This window comes from Massilia oculi, from assembly GCF_017582745.1.
Taxonomy (GTDB): Bacteria; Pseudomonadota; Gammaproteobacteria; order Burkholderiales; family Burkholderiaceae_D; genus Telluria; species Telluria oculi_A.
The window spans coordinates 317,766-335,756 of record NZ_JAFVIM010000002.1; the positions used below are offsets into that span (position 1 = coordinate 317,766).

General features: G+C 63.3%; 20 protein-coding genes. 5 read left to right on the forward strand and 15 right to left on the reverse strand.

Going from position 1 to position 17,991, the window contains the following annotated elements; genetic code table 11:
* The first annotated feature begins 125 nt into the window (after positions 1-125).
* Positions 126-842 (forward strand): 7-cyano-7-deazaguanine synthase QueC, encoded by a 717-nt coding sequence (gene queC, locus J3U95_RS03590; RefSeq protein ID WP_208277290.1) that lies wholly within the window; start codon positions 126-128, stop codon positions 840-842.
* 45 nt (positions 843-887) lie between these two features.
* Here queC and J3U95_RS03595 read toward each other — a convergent pair whose 3' ends face one another.
* Positions 888-1,259, reverse strand: coding sequence for a hypothetical protein (locus J3U95_RS03595; RefSeq protein ID WP_208277291.1), 372 nt, complete (start codon positions 1,257-1,259; stop codon positions 888-890).
* Between the two features lie 572 nt (positions 1,260-1,831).
* Between J3U95_RS03595 and J3U95_RS03600 the strand changes: the two genes are divergently transcribed.
* Together J3U95_RS03600 and J3U95_RS03605 are read left to right on the forward strand one after the other, a co-directional pair.
* On the forward strand, positions 1,832-2,335 hold the full coding sequence (locus tag J3U95_RS03600) for a hypothetical protein (protein ID WP_208277292.1): 504 nt from the start codon (positions 1,832-1,834) through the stop codon (positions 2,333-2,335).
* A 101-nt stretch (positions 2,336-2,436) separates the two neighbouring features.
* Positions 2,437-4,392 (forward strand): GAF domain-containing sensor histidine kinase, encoded by a 1,956-nt coding sequence (locus tag J3U95_RS03605; RefSeq protein WP_208277293.1) that lies wholly within the window; start codon positions 2,437-2,439, stop codon positions 4,390-4,392.
* A 124-nt stretch (positions 4,393-4,516) separates the two neighbouring features.
* Here J3U95_RS03605 and J3U95_RS03610 read toward each other — a convergent pair whose 3' ends face one another.
* Positions 4,517-6,022 carry a DUF3369 domain-containing protein gene (locus tag J3U95_RS03610; RefSeq protein WP_208277294.1) on the reverse strand — a complete coding sequence of 502 codons (1,506 nt, stop codon included), beginning with the start codon at positions 6,020-6,022 and terminating at the stop codon, positions 4,517-4,519.
* A gap of 191 nt (positions 6,023-6,213) precedes the next feature.
* Entirely contained in the window at positions 6,214-6,951 is a 738-nt protein-coding gene (locus tag J3U95_RS03615; protein WP_208277295.1) for a DNA-formamidopyrimidine glycosylase family protein, read from the reverse strand.
* A gap of 162 nt (positions 6,952-7,113) precedes the next feature.
* Here J3U95_RS03615 and J3U95_RS03620 point away from each other — a divergent pair, with 162 nt between their 5' ends.
* Positions 7,114-7,608: a DUF3016 domain-containing protein gene (locus tag J3U95_RS03620; protein WP_208277296.1), complete on the forward strand. Its 495-nt coding sequence runs from the start codon at positions 7,114-7,116 to the stop codon at positions 7,606-7,608.
* 145 nt (positions 7,609-7,753) lie between these two features.
* Here the strand turns inward: J3U95_RS03620 and J3U95_RS03625 are convergent, their stop codons facing one another.
* From J3U95_RS03625 to mepK, 12 genes are all read right to left on the reverse strand, one after another.
* On the reverse strand, positions 7,754-8,902 hold the full coding sequence (locus tag J3U95_RS03625; RefSeq protein WP_208277297.1) for a hypothetical protein: 1,149 nt from the start codon (positions 8,900-8,902) through the stop codon (positions 7,754-7,756).
* A gap of 22 nt (positions 8,903-8,924) precedes the next feature.
* Positions 8,925-9,413 carry a hypothetical protein gene (locus tag J3U95_RS03630; protein WP_208277298.1) on the reverse strand — a complete coding sequence of 163 codons (489 nt, stop codon included), beginning with the start codon at positions 9,411-9,413 and terminating at the stop codon, positions 8,925-8,927.
* Between the two features lie 26 nt (positions 9,414-9,439).
* On the reverse strand, positions 9,440-10,045 hold the full coding sequence (locus J3U95_RS03635) for an RNA polymerase sigma factor (protein WP_208277299.1): 606 nt from the start codon (positions 10,043-10,045) through the stop codon (positions 9,440-9,442).
* Between the two features lie 117 nt (positions 10,046-10,162).
* Entirely contained in the window at positions 10,163-10,606 is a 444-nt protein-coding gene (locus tag J3U95_RS03640; protein WP_109345247.1) for a thioesterase family protein, read from the reverse strand.
* Positions 10,607-10,621: 15 nt separating this feature from the next.
* Positions 10,622-12,088 carry a PQQ-dependent sugar dehydrogenase gene (locus J3U95_RS03645; protein WP_208277300.1) on the reverse strand — a complete coding sequence of 489 codons (1,467 nt, stop codon included), beginning with the start codon at positions 12,086-12,088 and terminating at the stop codon, positions 10,622-10,624.
* 55 nt (positions 12,089-12,143) lie between these two features.
* Positions 12,144-12,359, reverse strand: a complete 216-nt coding sequence (locus J3U95_RS03650) for an SRPBCC family protein (RefSeq protein WP_208277406.1) — start codon at positions 12,357-12,359, stop codon at positions 12,144-12,146.
* A complete protein-coding gene (locus J3U95_RS03655) occupies positions 12,331-13,521 on the reverse strand; it encodes an RNA-guided endonuclease InsQ/TnpB family protein (RefSeq protein WP_208277301.1) in 1,191 nt (396 codons plus the stop codon). The genes J3U95_RS03650 and J3U95_RS03655 overlap by 29 nt, the downstream gene beginning before the upstream one ends.
* A complete protein-coding gene (locus tag J3U95_RS03660) occupies positions 13,512-14,138 on the reverse strand; it encodes an IS607 family transposase (protein ID WP_208277302.1) in 627 nt (208 codons plus the stop codon). Before J3U95_RS03660 ends, J3U95_RS03655 begins: the two co-directional genes overlap by 10 nt.
* A gap of 162 nt (positions 14,139-14,300) precedes the next feature.
* Positions 14,301-14,813 carry a ferritin-like domain-containing protein gene (locus J3U95_RS03665; RefSeq protein ID WP_208277303.1) on the reverse strand — a complete coding sequence of 171 codons (513 nt, stop codon included), beginning with the start codon at positions 14,811-14,813 and terminating at the stop codon, positions 14,301-14,303.
* Between the two features lie 118 nt (positions 14,814-14,931).
* The gene (locus J3U95_RS03670; RefSeq protein WP_208277304.1) at positions 14,932-15,231 is read right to left on the reverse strand and encodes a hypothetical protein; all 300 of its coding nucleotides are present in this window, start codon (positions 15,229-15,231) and stop codon (positions 14,932-14,934) included.
* Positions 15,228-15,995 (reverse strand): hypothetical protein, encoded by a 768-nt coding sequence (locus J3U95_RS03675; protein WP_229519616.1) that lies wholly within the window; start codon positions 15,993-15,995, stop codon positions 15,228-15,230. Before J3U95_RS03675 ends, J3U95_RS03670 begins: the two co-directional genes overlap by 4 nt.
* Positions 15,996-16,053: 58 nt before the next feature.
* Positions 16,054-16,608 (reverse strand): peptidoglycan L,D-endopeptidase MepK, encoded by a 555-nt coding sequence (gene mepK / locus J3U95_RS03680; RefSeq protein WP_208277306.1) that lies wholly within the window; start codon positions 16,606-16,608, stop codon positions 16,054-16,056.
* Between the two features lie 159 nt (positions 16,609-16,767).
* On the opposite strand from mepK, the gene J3U95_RS03685 reads away from it, so the two are divergent.
* Positions 16,768-17,919 carry a PQQ-dependent sugar dehydrogenase gene (locus J3U95_RS03685; RefSeq protein WP_229519617.1) on the forward strand — a complete coding sequence of 384 codons (1,152 nt, stop codon included), beginning with the start codon at positions 16,768-16,770 and terminating at the stop codon, positions 17,917-17,919.
* Positions 17,920-17,991: the final 72 nt, after the last annotated feature.

The window sequence follows — 17,991 nt, forward strand, 5'->3', positions numbered from 1 at the left end:
ACTGATTGGCAAAGTCGATGCCGCCACGGAATGTTGTACGTGCGCCTCGGACCGGCTCGCACACGGTGCCGGCAATCTGTGACAGAATGCCCCGCTTATCGATCACAGTTCTTGCCTTTCATACCATGACCACTCCATCTTCCGACACCGCGCTCGTCCTGTTCAGCGGCGGCCAAGACTCCACCACCTGCCTCGCCTGGGCGCTGCAGCGCTATGCGCGGGTCGAGACGATCGGTTTCGATTACGGCCAGCGCCACGCGATCGAACTGGAGGTGCGACCAACCCTGCTGTCGAAACTGCGCGCGCTCAATCCGGGCTGGGACGCGCGCCTGGGCGATGACCACATGATCGACCTGTCCCTGATCTCGAAAATCTCTGACACGGCTTTGACCAGCAATGTTGCGATCGCCATGCAGGAAAACGGCTTGCCGAATACTTTCGTGCCTGGACGCAACCTGATGTTCATGACGGTGGCGGCCACGGTGGCCTACCGGCGCGGTCTGAACGTGCTGGTGGGCGGCATGTGCGAAACCGACTTCTCGGGCTATCCGGACTGCCGCGACGACACCATGAAGGCGCTGCAGGTGGCGCTCAACCTGGGCATGGCGACGCGCCTGAAGGTCGAGACCCCGCTGATGTGGATCGACAAGGCGCAAACGTGGGAACTGGCGCAGCAGGAGGGCGGCGACGCGCTGGTGGACCTGATCCGCTTCGACACCCACACCTGCTACCTGGGCGAGCGTGGCGATGCGCATCCCTGGGGCCATGGCTGCGGCACCTGCCCGGCATGCGCCTTGCGCGCGCGCGGCTACGAACAATACGTGGCGCGCAAGCAGGCATAAAAAAGGCCGGGGCAAGCCCGGCCAACAGAGGAATCGTGATGGCGGTCAGGCGCTGGCGGGCTTTTCCAGGTTGACCTTGCGCGAGCGGCTCATGAAGTACCAGATGATGGCCACCGGGATCACCAGCGGCAGCAGCAGCGGCGAGATGGCCAGGGCCAGGACGATGGCGCCGATGCCCAGCGAGCCCAGCAGCATCACGCCTACGCCGGCGAACACCACCGCCAGGAGCACGCCCACCATGAGGGTGATGAACACCGCCAGCAAGGCGCCGCCGCCTGCGAACAGGGTGGCCAGCATCCAGCCCAGAGGACCGTCGATCTCGTCGCCGTCGAAGTGCACCGTCATGTCGTTGCCCCAGCTGTTGAACAGCAGCGCGGCGAACAGGAACAGGATGATGTAGGGGGCGTATTTTTTCATGGCGGTCCTCGCAGTTGGGGTAGTAGTCGGTTCAACGTTTTGTTCTTGCATGCTCGAACTGTATGCCTCCGCGCGCGGCGCGGCCACCGGCGTGCGACAGGCGGCACGTTTTGCGGGACGAAACGTGCATAGGCGGGGCCGGACAGGGCTGTAGGCAATTTTTTGCTTGTAATGCCTGCTCGGTTTCCTATACTGATCCTCTCTGTCACAGGGGGATCCTATGCACGCTGTCATTCATGGAATCCGGAACCGCCTGGCCGTCGTCATTGGCAGTCCCAAAGATCCGCCATCGGCGCCGCCCGCGATACCGCCGATCATCATCAACCCGCATCATCCGGCCGGCCGGCATATGCCGGCGCCAAACGGCGACCCGCGGCCGATTCCCGTGGGCCCGCCGATCGTGCCGCCGCCAGGCCCCGATTGGCGCTGTCCGCGCATCGTCGACGACTGTCCGGCCTGATATTGTCGAGTCACTCGCAAAAAGCCCGTACTGCCTGCGCGTACGGGCTTTTTCATGGGTCTGGTTTCCTCTATGATCGTGGTTTTGGCGCAAGCGATACAGAAGGAAGCAGATGAACGACCAGACCCACGATCACGACGAAGAAGAGCAGGACACCGGTCCGGTGCAGGAACCCCGCCTGTGGCAGGGCAATGGCTGGACCGCGCGCGTGATCAAGAACGACGACGACGAAGGCTGGGCGGTGGCCATGTACAAGGACGGCGAGCCGGAACCGGCGCTGGTCGGTCCGTGGACCATGGGCCGCGACAAGAAGAACCCGAAGCCGCTCGACGTGAATGCCTTCAATACGCTGATCAAGACCGCGTCCGAGGTGATCCGCCGCCACGAGCAGCACATGCACGCGATCCTGCACAAGAACCTGTTCGTGTCGACCGGCGAGGGCGAGCTGAAAGTGACGCTCGACATCGTGCCGGACGACGACGACCCCTATGCCGTGCTGGCCGCGACGGACGAGATGGGCGAACAGGTGGCGAAGGTGCGGGTAGCCCCGACCTTCAAGCTGACCCAGGCCGCGGCCCTGGCCTGGATCGAGAACGATTTCCGCGCCCCGCGCTGAAACATCACAGATAAACCACATTCACTCGCCGCAGGACTGCTGCGGTGGGTGGCAAGCTGCTACTATTTCCTCTACGCATTTTCTGATTACGTGGGGGAAGCATGGAACGTCTTGACCGGCTGGAAGCGGTCCAGTCGATGCTGCTCGAGATCGGGCAATTATCGACCAGCTGCAGCGACATCACCGCATTCATCGAGGCCGTGCACCGGGCGCTGGGCCGCATCATGTATGCGGCTAATTTCTACGTTGCGCTGGCCGACCGCGAAGACGGTACGGTGCGCTTCCCCTATTTCGTCGACGAGGCCGACGGCACCCGCGATCCCAACGAACGGATCACCCTGGCCTCGCCCGAGCAGTCGCCGACCGCCTGGGTGCTGCTCAACCGCCAGACGCTGGTGCTGACGGCGTCCGACTTCCACGAACGCCTGAAGAACAGCGGGCGCTGGGGCGATGGCAGCGTGCCGGAGCACTTCGTCGCCTGCCCGCTGCTGGACCAGAATCACCAGGCGCTGGGAGCGATCGTCATCCAGAGCTATTCTCCCGACGAGACCTATAGCGCGGAAGACCAGGCGTTGTTCGCCCTGATCGCCAATCACGTGTCGAACGCGCTGCAAGGCTTGCAGAGCGTGGAGCGGCTGGAGCGCGCGGTCTCGGCGCGCACCGCGGCCCTCGCCCACGAGGTGGCCGAGCGCGGCCGCGCCGAGAAGGTGCAGCACGCGCTGTACCAGATCGCCGACCTGTCGGCCCAGGCGCTCGACGCCGACGCCCTGAGCGCCAGCCTGCACGGGATCATCGGCGAGCTGATGGTGGCCGACAACTTCCTGATCGCGCTCTACCACCCGGATACGGAAGAGATCAGCATCCCGTATTTCGTCGACCAGAAGGACAGCACGCCGCCGCTGCAGCGATTCCCGTTCGGCAAGGCCATGTGTTCCTATGTCTTGTCGAGCAAGCAGGCGCAGTTGCACGACCTGGGGAGCTTCCGCCAGCTGGTGGCCAACGGCATCGTCGCCGAGCCTCTCGGCAGTACGGAAATCGCGAGCTGGATGGGGGCGCCGATGCTGGTCCACGAAAAGCCGTATGGCGTGCTCGTGGTGCAGAGCTACGACCCGGCGATCGTCTATACCAAGGCCGACCTGGACTTGCTGGCCTTCATGGCCAGCCATGTGGCGGTGGCGATCGCGCGCATGCAGGCCGACCGCAAGATCCGCAAGGCCAAGCAGGAACTCGAGCAGCAGAATGCGGCGCTGAACGACGCCCTGCACGCGCTGCAGGAAGCGCAGTCGGAACTGGTGCGCCAGGAGAAGCTGGCCTCGCTGGGACGGCTGGTGGCGGGCGTGGCGCACGAGATCAATACCCCGCTGGGCATTTGCGTGACCGCGACCAGCCATCTGGTGCAGGAACTCAAGCTCACGCGCGAGGAGCTGGCGGCGGGGGAGATGACGGAAGAGAGCCTGGCCACCTTCTTCGACGTGGTCGACCAGTCGCTGCGCATCATGACCACCAATACCCAGCGCGCGGCGGCGCTCGTCCGAAGCTTCAAGCAAGTCGCGGTGGACCAGTCGTCGGGCGATATTCGCAGCTTTAATCTTGACGCGTATCTGAAGGAAGTGTTGTTGTCATTGCAGCCCAAACTGAAAGGGCGGCCGGTGAAGGTGGAGGTCGAATGTCCGAAGGATCTGGTGCTGGACAGTTATCCGGGGGCGGTGTCGCAGATCGTGACCAATATGGTGGTCAATTCATTGGTGCACGGATTCGAGCGCGATCAGCCGGGCAATATCAGCGTGCGGGCGGCGGTTGAAGAAAATGGCTGGGTCGTGCTCGACTATGCCGACGATGGGGCGGGGATGGACAAGGACACGCTGGACAAGCTGTTCGATCCGTTCTTTACCACCAAGCGTGGGACGGGTGGGAGCGGGTTGGGGGCGCATATTCTGTACAACCTGGTGACCGGGGCGCTGGGCGGAACGGTGAGGGTGGAGAGTGGGCTGGGGGAAGGACTGCGGTATCACTTGCGGTTTCCGCAGTCGCTGCGCGCGGAAAAAGCCGCAGCGTGATTGCTGCCTTTGTAGGGTGGACGGCTTTGCCGTCCACGCGTTCAACCCGTGTTTGATTGGCCGGTCACACGATGGTTGGACGCGTGGACGGGGAACCCGTCCACCCTACGTCATTCATCGTCGGTCAATCCGGCCACTTCTCATTGATCGCCAACGCCTTGTCCATATTCTTGATCAGTAGGTCGACGTATTTCGGATCCAGATGATGTCCAGCCACCTCGCGCAGGTGCTCGGTCACCTTCGCCGGCGGCCACGCATCCTTGTAGCAGCGCTTGTGGCTCAGCGCGTCGAACACGTCGGCCACCGCCACGATGCGCGCATACGGGTGGATGTCCTCGCCGCGCAGCCCCTGCGGGTAGCCCGTGCCGTCGAATTTCTCGTGGTGCTGGTGCGCGATCACCGCCGCCGCCTTCAGGATCGGGCGCTGCGAGCCGTCCAGGATCTGCAGCCCGATGGTCGGGTGCTGCTTCATGATTTCCCATTCTTCTTCGGTCAGGCGGCCCGGCTTGAGCAGCACCGCGTCGGGCGTCGCGATCTTGCCCACGTCGTGCATCGGCGCGGCGTGCATCAAGACTGCCGTCTCGTCTTCCGGCATGCCAGAGGCCTGGGCCAGCATGTGGCAGACCTGGGACATGCGGCGCACGTGGTTGCCGGCCTCGTGCGAGCGCGATTCGACGACGTCGCCCAGCCGCAGGATCAGCTCGGCCTGGGTATCGGTGATTTCCTGATTGAGAAGGATGTTGTCGAAGGCAATCGCCACGCCCGAACAGAACACTTCCAGCAGCTGGGCGTCGATGTCCGAGATCTCGTCCACGCCCTTGAGCACCAAGAGCGAAGCCTTGCCGCTATTGTTCGGGAAGTAGCCGACATAGGTGTCGCCGTGCAGGCGCGAGATGCGGTTGTGGCGGGCGTCGTCGAGCTGGCTCAGTAGTTCCGGGCCGATTTCTTCCTCGCCCATGTCGCCGATCTGGGCCAGCACCTCGTACTGGCTGGTGCCTGTGATCACGCTGGCCGCCTTCAGGCGCAGCAGCATGCTCTGTTCCAGGCGCAGCAGGGCCACCACCTGCTGCAGCAGGCCATTGGCGAAGTCCTTCAGGTTGCGTTGCTGGAAGATGTGGGCGGAGGCGGCGATCACCCGTTCCAGGCCTTCGCGGTAGGTCTGCTGCACGCGGCGCGCTTCCTCGACCTTCATGATGTCGCGGTAGGCGCGCAGTGCGGCGAAAGTGGTGGTGAACAGCTTGGTGCGGTCGAGCTCGGTCTTTTCCTTGTAATCGTTGATGTCGTAGTCGACGATCACGCGTTCCTCGGGCGCCTGGCCCGGCTGGCCGGTGCGCAGCACGATGCGGGTAAATTGATTGTCGAGCTCCTGGCGCATCCAGCGCGCCACTTCCAGGCCGCTGTCCTCGCGCTCCATCACCACGTCCAGGAAGACCAGCGCGATGTCCTCTTCGCGCGCCAGCACTTCCTTCGCCTCGGCGCCGCTGTAGGCATGCACGAAGGATAGCGCGCGGCCGTCGAGGCGGAAGCGGGACAGGGTCAGCTTGGTGATGTCATGGATGTCGGGTTCGTCATCGACCAGCAATACTTTCCAGGGTGCGAGCTTGGGCGCAGCGGAAGACAGGAAGGACATAGACGAATCCGATATCGTAGGAAAAGTTGTCTGGACATGCAATTTCTGAACGTAAACGTAGCCCAGAGTCAAGTCGATTGTAGTACGACACATGACCCTTAACAACAGGCAATATTGAAATTGTGCGGCGGCAATGTAACAGCTACTCTGCCGATAGTGAGAGGATGTTGCAGGCAAAATACAAGGTTGCTTCAGGCGTAAAGTTTTTGACAACGTTCGCAATAAAAGGCGCGTCGTCGCGTGTTGCCGAGATTGGCTTTTTTGAACGGAATATCGCAGCGGGGGCAGATTTTCTTGGCATGGGCCAGCCAGTGCTGCTTGAGCACGAACGCTTTTTTCCAGCCGAGGAAATCGAAGCTGTACTGGCGCGCCTCGTCGACGAGGGCCCGCAGCTTGGGCGCTGGCAGCGCGCCCATGGTCGACAGGGGATGGACGCGGATGCGAAACAGCACCTCGTTCTTGATGATGTTGCCGACGCCCGAAAAGATGTCCTGGTCGAGCAGGGCGTCGCAGGCGAGCAGATCGGGCTGCGCGCGCAGCTTCTTGCGCGCCTGTTTCGGATCCCAGCTGTCCGACATGACGTCGGCGCTGAAGTCATAGGCCTCGAAGGTCGCGCGATCGATCTCGCGGATTGCGCAGGCGTAGAAATTCATTTCGCCGCCGTCTTGCGTCTCGATCGACAGTCTCGGTTCCTTGTCGCGCCGTTCGTCGATGCGGTAGGTGCCGAACAGCAAAAAATGGATGCGCAGGATGAGCTCGGGCGTCTCGATGAGGAAATGCTTGCCCCAGGTGTGGAGGCCGACGATACGCTGGCCCACCAGCCGCTCCGGGTCGACGGCGCGGACGTTGCCGCCGGCGCGCACGATATCCTGGCCCACGAAGCGGGCCGATTGTTCCTTCAAGATGACGAGCGATGTACCTTCCGGCATGGCATTCTCCCTTGCGCCATTCTCATCCGTCACCATCTATTGGTCATGTGCGGGGCCTAACATTTGGATACAAAGTACGACGATTCGAGACGAGCGCGGCTGCACGAAGCGGCGTATATTTCAATGCAATACGAACGATAAAAGCAATCCAAGGAGCTAGAGATGAAATCATTACTGATGAAAACGGCCTTCGCGGGCCTGTGTGCGCTGACAGCCGGCGCCGCCTCGGCCGGCGTCACCGTGAATTACATCGAATCCGACAAGTTTGCCGACCTGCCTTTCGCGCCATGGGAGCGCGAGCAGGTGCTCAAGGATTTGAGCGACTATTTCACCAAGCTGGGCGCCCAGCTGCCGGAAGGCCAGGACCTGGCGATCGAAGTCACCGACATCGACCTGGCTGGCCGCGAATACCCGAACTTCCGCGGCGGCCGCGAGCTGCGCATCCTGAAAGGCACGGCGGACTGGCCGATCATCAACCTGCGTTATTCGCTGACCCAGAATGGGCAGGTGCTCAAGGGCGGCGATGCGCGGCTGGCCGACATGAACTATATGCAGCGCATCAACCGCATGTCGGACAGCGACAGCCTGCGCGCGGAGAAGCGCATGATTGACGACTGGTTCAACGAGACCATCCTGGCCAAGAAGCGGGGGAGTTGAGCGCTTGATGTCCTTATGAATCGCTAACGACGCCCCTGTCGTTATCATGAGCACGTCGTTACTGCCACTGGCAGTAACGACTCCCCGCCTTCGCGGGGACGACGTTTATACGCTAACGAAGAATGGTCGCATTGTCGTCTAAAGGCTAGTCGTCCTTGCCGCCCGTCCTGGTACTGCTCACCTTGAGCGGATCGCGCACCGTATAGTCCGATGGAACGCTGAACAGGGCCGCAGGCGGCTCGCCGCGCTTGAGCTTGTCGAGCCGGTACACCACCTCGCCGCTGCGCGGATCGCTGCGCTTGTGGTACACCGTCACCTGCAGCTCGGGCGAATACCAGGTCTCGCTGCTGACCTCGATCGGCGCGCGGTTGCCGATCTCGCCGGCCGGGATCGTGTAGCTGCGCTGGTTGCCCTCGGCGCGCACGCCCGAGAAATCGCGCCCGCCCAGTTCGCGCGTGACCGCCTTGGCCGACCACTTGCCGTCGTTGACGGCGCCGATGATCATCGGCGCGATCTGGGCCGACATCGCCTGCGCCGCCGGCATGGCCATGGGCGCCGGCTGGGCGACGCGCACGCGCACCTCGGTCGCGTCGACGCCGCGCTGGACGTCCTTGACGATGATGTGCGTCCCCTCCTGCAGCTTGCCTTCCCTGCGTAATTGATCGATGCGCTCGCGCGCCTGGTCGGCCGCGCGCCGTTGCTGGTCGGCTTCGTGCCGCTGCTGATCGGCCGCACGCCGCTGCTGGTCGGCGAGGGCGCGGGCCTGGGCCGCGGCGATCCGGGCCTGCGTCGCCGCGGCGCGCGCCGCATCCGCTTCGGCCCGGGCGAGCTCGGACTTCATGTCGAGGCGGGTGGCGCTCTTGCGCTGCGGGTTCAGGATCCAGCGCGCGCCTTCGACCGGGTCGCTGATGGTGATGGTGCGCAGCTCGCCGTCATCGCCGTGCACCTCGGTGCGGGTGCGGCCGGCGCCGTCGCGATACTGCATCGAGCGCGAGGTGTTGACGATCTGGTTGCCGTCCGCCAGCCGCTGCATGCTCTCCGAGACCGCTTCGGCGCTGTAGGGCGCATTCTTGACGATGCCGGAGCTCGAGATCCTGAGCATGGATGCGGTCAGGGTGGTGGTGTCGCCGGCGCGCTGCGCAGCCTGCTGACCGGGCGGCAGGGTCACCGTGCCCTGGCGGATCACGATGCGGCGTTCGCCGTCGCTGCCCTGGTCGATCGTATAGTCCTCGGCCAGGGCCGGAGCAAAGGCGCTTGCCAGCAGGGTGGCGATCAGGATGTTCCTGGTATTCATACAGTCCTCACAGTAAATCGTGTCAGTTGACGGCGCTCAGGCGCACCGCCAGGGGATGGCCGTCCTGCGCCACCAGCATTTCGGCGCGCACCGTCTCGCCCGCGGTCTGCGGATTGAGCGGCATGCCCAGCGGCGCCAGCGCGCTCTGCGGCAGCTCGGCCTCGACCACCCGGGTATAGGGTTCGCTCTCGATCCGTTCCAGCGATTCGAGGGCGATGAAGGCGGCGCCGTCGTCGACACCGATCACCGGTGGGCCGACCGTGATCGCCTGGTGCGGCGCCAGCGCCAGCAACAGCGCCACGCCGCACAGCGAGGCCAGGGCGCCGGCCGTGCCCCATTGGGGCAGCGACAGCTTGCGGTACCAGGGCTGCTTCTTCGGGAACTGGCGGGCGAAAGCCTGCAACAATTCCTTTTCCACGCAGCGCGGGGCGTCGTGTCCGGCCAGCTCGCCGCGCAGCGCGGCGAAGCCGGTGGCGAGTAGCGGGTCGGGATTGTCGTGTTGGTCGTTCATCATTCTTCCTTCCAGCTTCTTTGGCTTCATGCGAGGTGCGCATCGTTCGACGGCGCGCCCTGCAGCCCGTACAAGCGCTTGGCCAGCGCCGCCCGGCCACGCGCCAGCCGCGAGCGCACTGTGCCGATGTCGACCTGGCAGACGGTGGCGATTTCCTGGTACGACAGGTCGTGCAGCTCGTACAGGATCACCGGATCGCGGTAGTGCGGCGGCAGCAGCGACAGCGCGCGCCGCACTTCTTCCGCCGCCTCGTTGCCGAGCAGCCGTGCCAGCGGGCCGGCGGCGTCGCTGACCGCGTCCAGGTCCAGGTCGCCGTCATCGTCCAGCGGTTCGGGCAACTGCGGATGGCGTTGGCGCGCTTCGTCCAGCTTCAGCGCCAGGTTGCGCGCCACGCCGAACAGGAAGTGCTGCAACTGGCCGCGCAGCGGGTCGTAGCCGAGCCGCCCCGTCAGCAGGCCCATGAAGGCTTCCTGCACGATGTCGGCCGCCGCATCGCCCGAGCCGCAGCGCAGCAGCGCGTAGCGGTACAAGGGCCCCTGGTGCCGCCGGTACAGCGCCGTGAACGCCTCGGCTTGTCCGGCGTGAACTCGGCGCAGCAGTTCGGTGTCAAGTTGTTCTGTCGTCAAGGTCATGGCAGTCTTCTTTTCTTGTATTCCGCCGGGAGCCCTAAAAAGTTCCAACTATTTTTAGAAAACAAAACGCCCCGTGCCGGAAACCGGGACGGGGCGTGCTCATGAGGCTTGGCCGACTCAGTCGATCCAGTTCACGCGTTCGAACTTGTTGCGGAAGTCTTCCGGCATGTAGCAAACCTGGCTGGTCTTGTAGTTGTAGAAGACGAAACCGGATTTGGCCATGGCGATGAGGGTCTTGTCGCGCGGGCGGGTGATGCGGAAGATCAGGTCGCCGCCGTATTTATTGAAATCCATGACGCCGACTTCGAACAGCAACTGGTCGCGTCCATACGCTTCGGCGCGGTAGGTCGCGGCCAGGTCGGTGACGATGATGCCATTGCCGTCGCGCTCGGTCTCTGCGACACCAAATTCGAACAGGAAGCGCGCCCTGGCCTCGGAGATCATCGCGATCATCGATTCATTGCCCAGGTGGTTGGCGGCGTTGATGTCCGTGACCCTTACCGTCAGCTGCGTCGAATAGTAAAACTGGTCTTCGGGAAGATTGAGTTGTAAGCGTGCCATCTCTTTATTCTAAACTCATTGTGTGGCGCCGCGTCCAATTTTATGGATGGCTCCGTCACTCGTGAGTAAGTACAGCTCGCCTTCGGCATCCCGGCCGAAGGACACGATGCCGCCGATGTCGGCGATCTCCCAGTCGCGCTGCTCGACGACGTTCGTGCCGGTGACAAGAAAACTCTTCAGGTAGCCGCCGCAGAAATCGGAATAAAAATAGCGGCCGGCCAGCTCGGGCAGGGCGCGCCCGCGGTACACGAAGCCGCCGGTGATCGAGCAGCCGTTGACGTCGTTCGCGCCGTGGTCGTATTCGAATACGGGCAGGGTCAGCCCGGCGCGCTCGCAGGTCTCGGCGCCGTAGCACAGCGTTCCCTCCAGGACGTTCCAGCCATAGTCCAGGCCGGCCTGGCCCGTGCCGGCGATATTAATTTCTTCGCGCCGCTCCTGGCCGACGTCCGTCAGGTAGAGCTGGCTGGCATCGAAGCTGAAGCGCCACGGGTTGCGCAGGCCCGAAGCCCAGATCTCGGGGCGGCGCCCGGCCGCGTCGCGATACGGATTGCCGGCCGGGATCGCATAGGGCTGGGCCGTCGTGGCGCTTGTTACGTCGATGCGCAGCAGCTTGCCGAGCAGGCTGGCCAGGTTGCGCGCATTGCCTTGCGGGTCGCCGGCGCCGCCACCGTCGCCGGTGCCCAGGTACAGGTAGCCATCGGGACCGAAGGCGAGCTGGCCGCCGAAATGGTTGAGGTAGGTCGGATGCGGGATGCGCAGGATGACCAGGCCGGACGTCGGATTGGCGGCCGTCGCCGTGGCGCCGGCATTGAAGCGCTCGACCACGATATTGCGCTGCAAGTCGGTGTAGTAGACGTAGAAATAACCGTTGCGCTCGAACTGCGGATCGAAGGCGAGCGATAGCAGGCCGCCTTCGCCTTCGGTGGACACGCGCGCGCCGATGTCGAGGTAGGGCTGGTCGCGCGTGCTGCCGTTGTCTACGATGCGCACCCGGCCCGGCCGCTCGGTGACGAACAGGCGGCGGTCGCCGGGCGGGGCGGTCAGCCAGGTCGGACTGTCGAGCCCGGCGACGACTTGCGTCGCGACCAGCGTCAGCGGACCGCTGCCATAGCTCACCGTGGCGGCCGCGGTGGCGCCGGCGGTGACGGTCGCCGCTTGCGAGACCGGCGCCGGCTGATAGGTGACGCCGCCGCTCGTGACCGGCGAGGCCGACACGTTATAGCTGCCGGGCGCCAGGTTGGCGAGGGTTTGAGACTGGGCCAGGTCTTGCAGGTAGTTGTTGGGGCCGGTGACGCGCAGGACTGCATTGACGCCGGCCGGCAGGCCGCTGGCGCTGACGGCCAGCGATCCGGTGCTGGCCGGTGGCGGGACCGCTCCGGTGACGCCCGGGCTGCCGCCACCGCCGCCGCAGGCAAGCAGGGCCATGCCGATCAGCATGGCTCCGAACAGCAACAGCATGGTCCGCAGATGCTCGATGCGCATGGCCACCTCCATGACGGTAGTATCGCTTGCGTCATTGTGCCAGCGAATACCGACGCTACCGTGGCGCGGCGGCTACAGAGCGTGCTCGGTCCCGAATCTCGGGCTCGACCAGTTTCGCCAGTTGCTCGAGCGACTCTTGCCAGCCGAGATAGCACAGCTCGACCGGGATCTGGGAAGGAATGCCTTCCTGCTTGATATGAACCTCGACCCGTTCCTTCAAACTTACGCAAAGCTCTTTATAGTTAACTTTGCTGTTGAATTCCTGCTTCACCGGGGCCGGTTTCACCTCGCACTTGACGCGCGAGGCCAGCGCCTGCCCCTCCACAGGCCGATGCGGTGGAACTCACCGCCATGTTTTTCAGGTTGATTGCCGCGTTGACGTCCCGGTCATGCAGTGCGCCACAGCCGGGACAACGCCAATGGCGAACCGTCAGTGGAAGCACATCCATCCGGTAGCCACAGCAGGAGCACGTCTTGCTGCTCGGATACCAGCGATCCACCACGACAACCTGACCGCCGCGCCGCGTCGCCTTGTATTCCAGCTGGCGGCGAAGTTCACCAAATCCCATGTCAGCGATCGCTCGGGCCAGGCAACGGTTTCCGAGCATGCCCTTCACGTGCAGGTCTTCGATACCGATAGTGTGGAAACAGCGGGTGATATAGGTGCTCAACTGATGCAGGCCGTTGCGCCTCTGATCGGCAATCCTGGCGTATAGCCGGGCAAGCTTGGCTTTCGCCTTGGCACGATTGCGTGATCCTTTGACTTTGCGTGAAACCTCGCGCGACAGGCGTTGCAGACGGGCGAGCAGTGTGCCCAACGCTTTCGGGCCGGTGAACACTTCACCGGTCGACAGCGTGGCCAGCGCCGAGACACCGAAGTCGACTCCCACCGCGCCTTGGGTTTCGGCTGGCGGTTGATGTTGATCCTTGATGTCAACGGTAATGCTCGCGTACCAGTGATCCGCAATCCGGCTGATCGAGGCCGAGACGATGCGCCCGGAGAAACGCAGGGATTCGCGCATGCGAACCCATCCCAGTTTTGGAATGTGGATGCGATTTTCCTCGACACGGAACTGGTCATTGCTTAATGTAAATCGATCGTCACGGCCCTTGCGGCGAAAGGTGGGATAGCGGGCACGACCTTTGAAGAAATTCTCGAATGCTTGCCCCAACTGCATGATCGCCATCTGTGGTGCGTTCTTGGTCACTTCCAGCATCCAGGGGAATTGCTCGGCCTTGATCGCATTGAGCTGGCGCCGCAACGCCGCCTCATTTGGCTTGTCCACCGTCGGATCGGTCTTGCTTGCCTCGTACTGCCGCCTCCACTCGACCAAGGCCCAGTTATAGGCGAAACGTGCAGTGCCGGCGGCACGTGCCAGGTACGTCGCCTGGACATTGTTCGGATCGAGTCGCATGCGATGGCCTAGATACATTGCGACTCCTTGAGTGCTGTGCGCACGCCATCGATCAGCTTCTGGTTGCGGTGACTGCGGCTTCCATAGAGACGGGCCGAGAAGACGGTGATGATCTCGAGCACATCGCTGGCTAGCTCTTCTTCGAAATTGGTGTCCTCGCCCTGGTTGATGATGACCACTTCGACCTGCCTTGCCTGGCACAGGGAGAAAATCAGCTCTGCGCCAAAACGCAGCAGCCGGTCCTTGTGCGTCAAGGCCAGGCGCCCAACCTCATCTTCGACTATCCCATCGAGCAAACGTTTCAAGCCTTTCTTGCGATAGTTCATGCCCGACCCAAGGTCGGTAATCATGTCGAACGCCCATCCATGACTCGCGCAGTACAATTCAAGTACCCGCTTTTGCCGCTCCAGGTCCGCCTGTTGATCATGACTGGACACCCGCGCATAGGCGACAGTCTTGCGCACCGCCTGGGCACCGCCCTGCGTTTCAGGTCGCAAGGCGGCCAAGTCGTACCGGCGCTGACCTCCTTCTGTTCGTACCGGAGTGAGCCGACCGCTGGCCTCCCAGCGACGCAGGGTACTGGTCGAGACGCCCAAGGCTTGCGCAGCCGTGCCGATGGAAACGAACTTGTTCATAATGCATAAGACTGCATAGATTTAAACAAGTTCTCATCTAACTGTTAATAACCCTCCAGAATTCGACACCGGCGCAAAAAAAAATTGGTTTGGAACAGCGCAAACCGCACCATTCCAAACCATTGTCCTGCCCAATGGATGGGCAGCTTCAACCATATGCAATTACTTCTTCGCTTCGACGCCCGGAGTGGCCGAACGTGCCAGGAAAGCCTGGGTGATTTGCGGCAGGTGGTCCAGCAGCCAGGCCGCCATCGCCTTTTCCTGCTCCAGGATCTGTTCCAGCTGGGCCTGGGTTGCCGTATCGCCCACGGATTTCGCCGCCGCGATCAGCGCGGTATAGCTCGCGATCTCGACGTTCTCGAACACATAGCCCGCCATGGCGCCCTTGACGACTTCGTCGCTGGCCGCCATGCCGCCCACGGCCTGGCCGAAGGCCGCCAGGCGGGCGCCAATGTCCTTCAGGACCGAGTTGTCGGTGCCGCGGCGGGCCAGGATTTCGTCGAGGATGCCGTGCTGCCAGCGGGTCTCGTCGATGTGCTGGACGATGCGCGCGCGCAGCTCGGGATAGTGTTCGAGGCGCTCGGCCTGCGCGGTCAGCATCTGCTCGGCCTGCTTTTCCATCGCGTGGGCATCGCGCAGCCAGTCGTTGAAGTTTTCGTCTGCAGTCGTCGTCATGATTCCTCCGTGAATGTTTGTACAGGTGGCGTTTTCGCCCTGCCGTTACCTTCGCAGAGTTATGGAATCACGTTTGTTAGGTGTTACACACTGTCGATGAATCCGGCGCACCGGCAGTTCATGGCATTGATGGCGCGCGTGTGCGTGTCTTGCTGACCATGCCGGAGGGATCGATCAGCACGACAAATTCACTGAACCGCCCGCCGCCGGCCGGCGACTGATAGACCCAGGCCTCATAGCCGCTGTCGAAGCGCACGCTTTTCGTCGGGCCGAGGGCGGCCAGTAGTTCCGCCTTCGTGGTGCGCCCGGCCACCACCGTTGCCGACAGCCGCTCGGCCGCGATGATGGAACCCGGCGGCGCCGGTTGCGTCGCGCAGCCCGCCAGCAGCACAGCGCACAGGGCAAAGCGCAGCTTCATGGCGTCACCCCGCCTGGCGCATCGACCATGTATTCGAACTCGACCAGCGTATCGTCGGGCCAGCTCGTATCCCACAGCGGCACGTAATAGGTGCGGTCGAGCAGCACCTGGCAATCGCAGAAGGGCAGCATGTCGGGCGTTTGTTCGCCGCCGGCGTACAGCATATTGAAGGGCAATGTTTCGACCCGCTCGCCGGCGCGCAAGGTGACTGCGAAGATCGGCCGTTCGGCAAAGAACAGGTAATTGCCGTCCGGGCTGGTGCACACGCCTTCGGGCGTGTTCAGCGCATCCGAGATCCAGCCGAACAGCGGCGAGCTGTTCGAGACCAGGCCGGCTTCCTTGCCGACCCGGCATTCCAGGCGCAAGTCGCCCAGGCGCCGTGTGCCTGCAGGCAAGCCAGGTGACTCGATCCGCGCGCGCCAGGTCATGCTGGCGGTCTTGCGGCTGGCGAGCACGGCCGCGTCTTCCTGCAAGGCCTGGGCGTTACGTGGCAGGACGAAAAAATTATTCTCGTCGATGTCGACCGGTACCGACACCGAGTCGCCGGCAATGCGCAACGTGATGCCGCGCATGTCCGTCGACGGCAGGCGCGGCAGCAGCTGGAAGCGCAGGGTGGCGTTGGGCGCGAAGGCGCGTTCGCGTTCGAAGCGCTCCATGCCGCGGATCATCTTGCGATAGGACTTGTCGACCGGGTCGCGGGTGGACTTGACGGTGACGGTGTTCTGGCCGGCGGCGTGAAGCGGCAAGCAGAGGGAAGCGGCCATGAGCACGGAGCCCATGGCAAGCGAAGAAATAACGCGGACGATCTGCCGCGTCATGGTCTTACCAATACCGGACGCGGCCGGTATCCATGTGGACGAACTGCGAGCTGGCGTAATAGCCGACGCCGCCGCCCTTGAGCGACATCGCCGCTTTCTGCAGGGTGCGCAGGTCGGTGCCCGGCAGGCGGATGTCGATCGCCTTGCCGTCCATGTGCAGGCTGCGCTTGGCGACGCCGCCACTGCCGTGGCTGCGCAGGAAGGCGTTCGATTCCGGCGCCCGATAGCCCGAAATGATGTGCAGTTCCTTGCTGTTGTCGAGCTTGGCATTAAGCTGGCCGAGCAGCAGCAGCAATTGCGGATCGATCTCGGCAATCTTGTTGCTGCGGTGGTCGCGCAGCACTTTATTGATGTCTTTCAGGGCGTTCTGATCGAATTCGCCTTCGGCCCAGAACGTGCTCGTCAGCTTCTCGCCGGTGTGCGTGTTATAGAAACGCAGGCAGCACTCGCCGGACAGGACACTGCTGTCAGGTGATGTATTCTTGGCAAGGGTTGGAAGGGCGAGGGAGGAAGATGCGAGGAGGAGAGAGCTCTTGAGGAAGGAGCGTCGTTGAATCATTGAAGGGAGTCCTTACGCTGGTTCGCTGAACCATCAATGATACGCCGATTGCGTCGAACGTGCAGATAAAATGACGGAAAATGCGGCGAATCAGCTACGATGTCAAGTGTTCAATGTTTTTTGAGAGAGGAAGTTATGCCGAGTATTGTCAGGAAGTTCTTGAGCAAAAAACTGGTTCTGGCCGCCGCATTGGCAACGGTCGGCGCTGCCGCCGTGGCGCAAGAAGTGACGCCGGTCGACAAGCCGCCGCTCGCCAAGGGCTGGAAGCTCGAAACGGTCGCCACCGGCGCGCCGCAGCCCTGGGGCATGGCCTGGCTGCCGGATGGCCGCATGCTGGTCACCGGCAAGCAGGGCACGCTGCACCTGTTGAACGGCAAGAGCTTCGAGCAAATTCCTCTCGACGGTTTGCCGAACCTGTACGCCAGCGGCCAGGGCGGCCTGCTCGACATCGCGGTCCATCCCGCCGATAAAACCAATCCGCGCATCTACATGACGATGTCCGGCGGCACCGACGACGAGAACCGGACCGTGCTGGTGCAGGGCGTGTTCGACGGCAAGCGCGTGACCGGCATCAAGCAACTGTTCGCGGTCAACCTCGGCAAGAGCGGCGGCCAGCACTTCGGCTCGCGCATCCTGTTCCTGCCCGATAACACCATCCTGATGAGTGTTGGCGACGGCGGCAATACGCCTCAGCGCATCGGCAATATGCTGGCGCGCGACCACGCCCAGAGCCTGGCTTCGCACACGGGCAAGATCCTGCACCTGACCGACGCCGGCCAGCCGGTCGGCAAGGGCGCATTCGCCGGCAAGGACAACGCCCGCCCCGAGATCTACAGCTATGGCCACCGCAACGTGCAGGGCCTGGCGCGCGATCCGAAGAGCGGCCGCGTCTACGCCAACGAGCACGGCTCGCGCGGCGGCGACGAGATCAACGTGATCGAGGCCGGCAAGAACTACGGCTGGCCGCTGCAAAGCTATACGCTCGACTACGGCACGCGCGAGCCGATCGGCATGAAGGTGGTGCCGGGCACGGTGCAGCCGATCGTCGTCTGGACGCCGTCGCCGGCGCCGTCGGGCCTGGCTTTCTATACCGGTAAAGCCTTCCCGCAATGGCAGGGCAGCCTGTTCAGTGGCAGCCTGGCCGGCCAGGACGTGCGCCGCGTGCAGCTCGACGCGCAGGGCAAGGTGACGGCCCAGGAACTGCTGCCGGTCGGCAAGCGCGTGCGTGACGTGCGCCAGGGGCCGGATGGCGAGCTGTACGTACTGACCGACGAAGCCAAGGGTAGCTTGCTGCGGATCGTGCCGCGCTGAGGTCCCCAAGTGATGCGCGGCGCATGAAGTGACGCCATCCTGGCGTATGCACGCATGTTTTTGTTTGTTGAC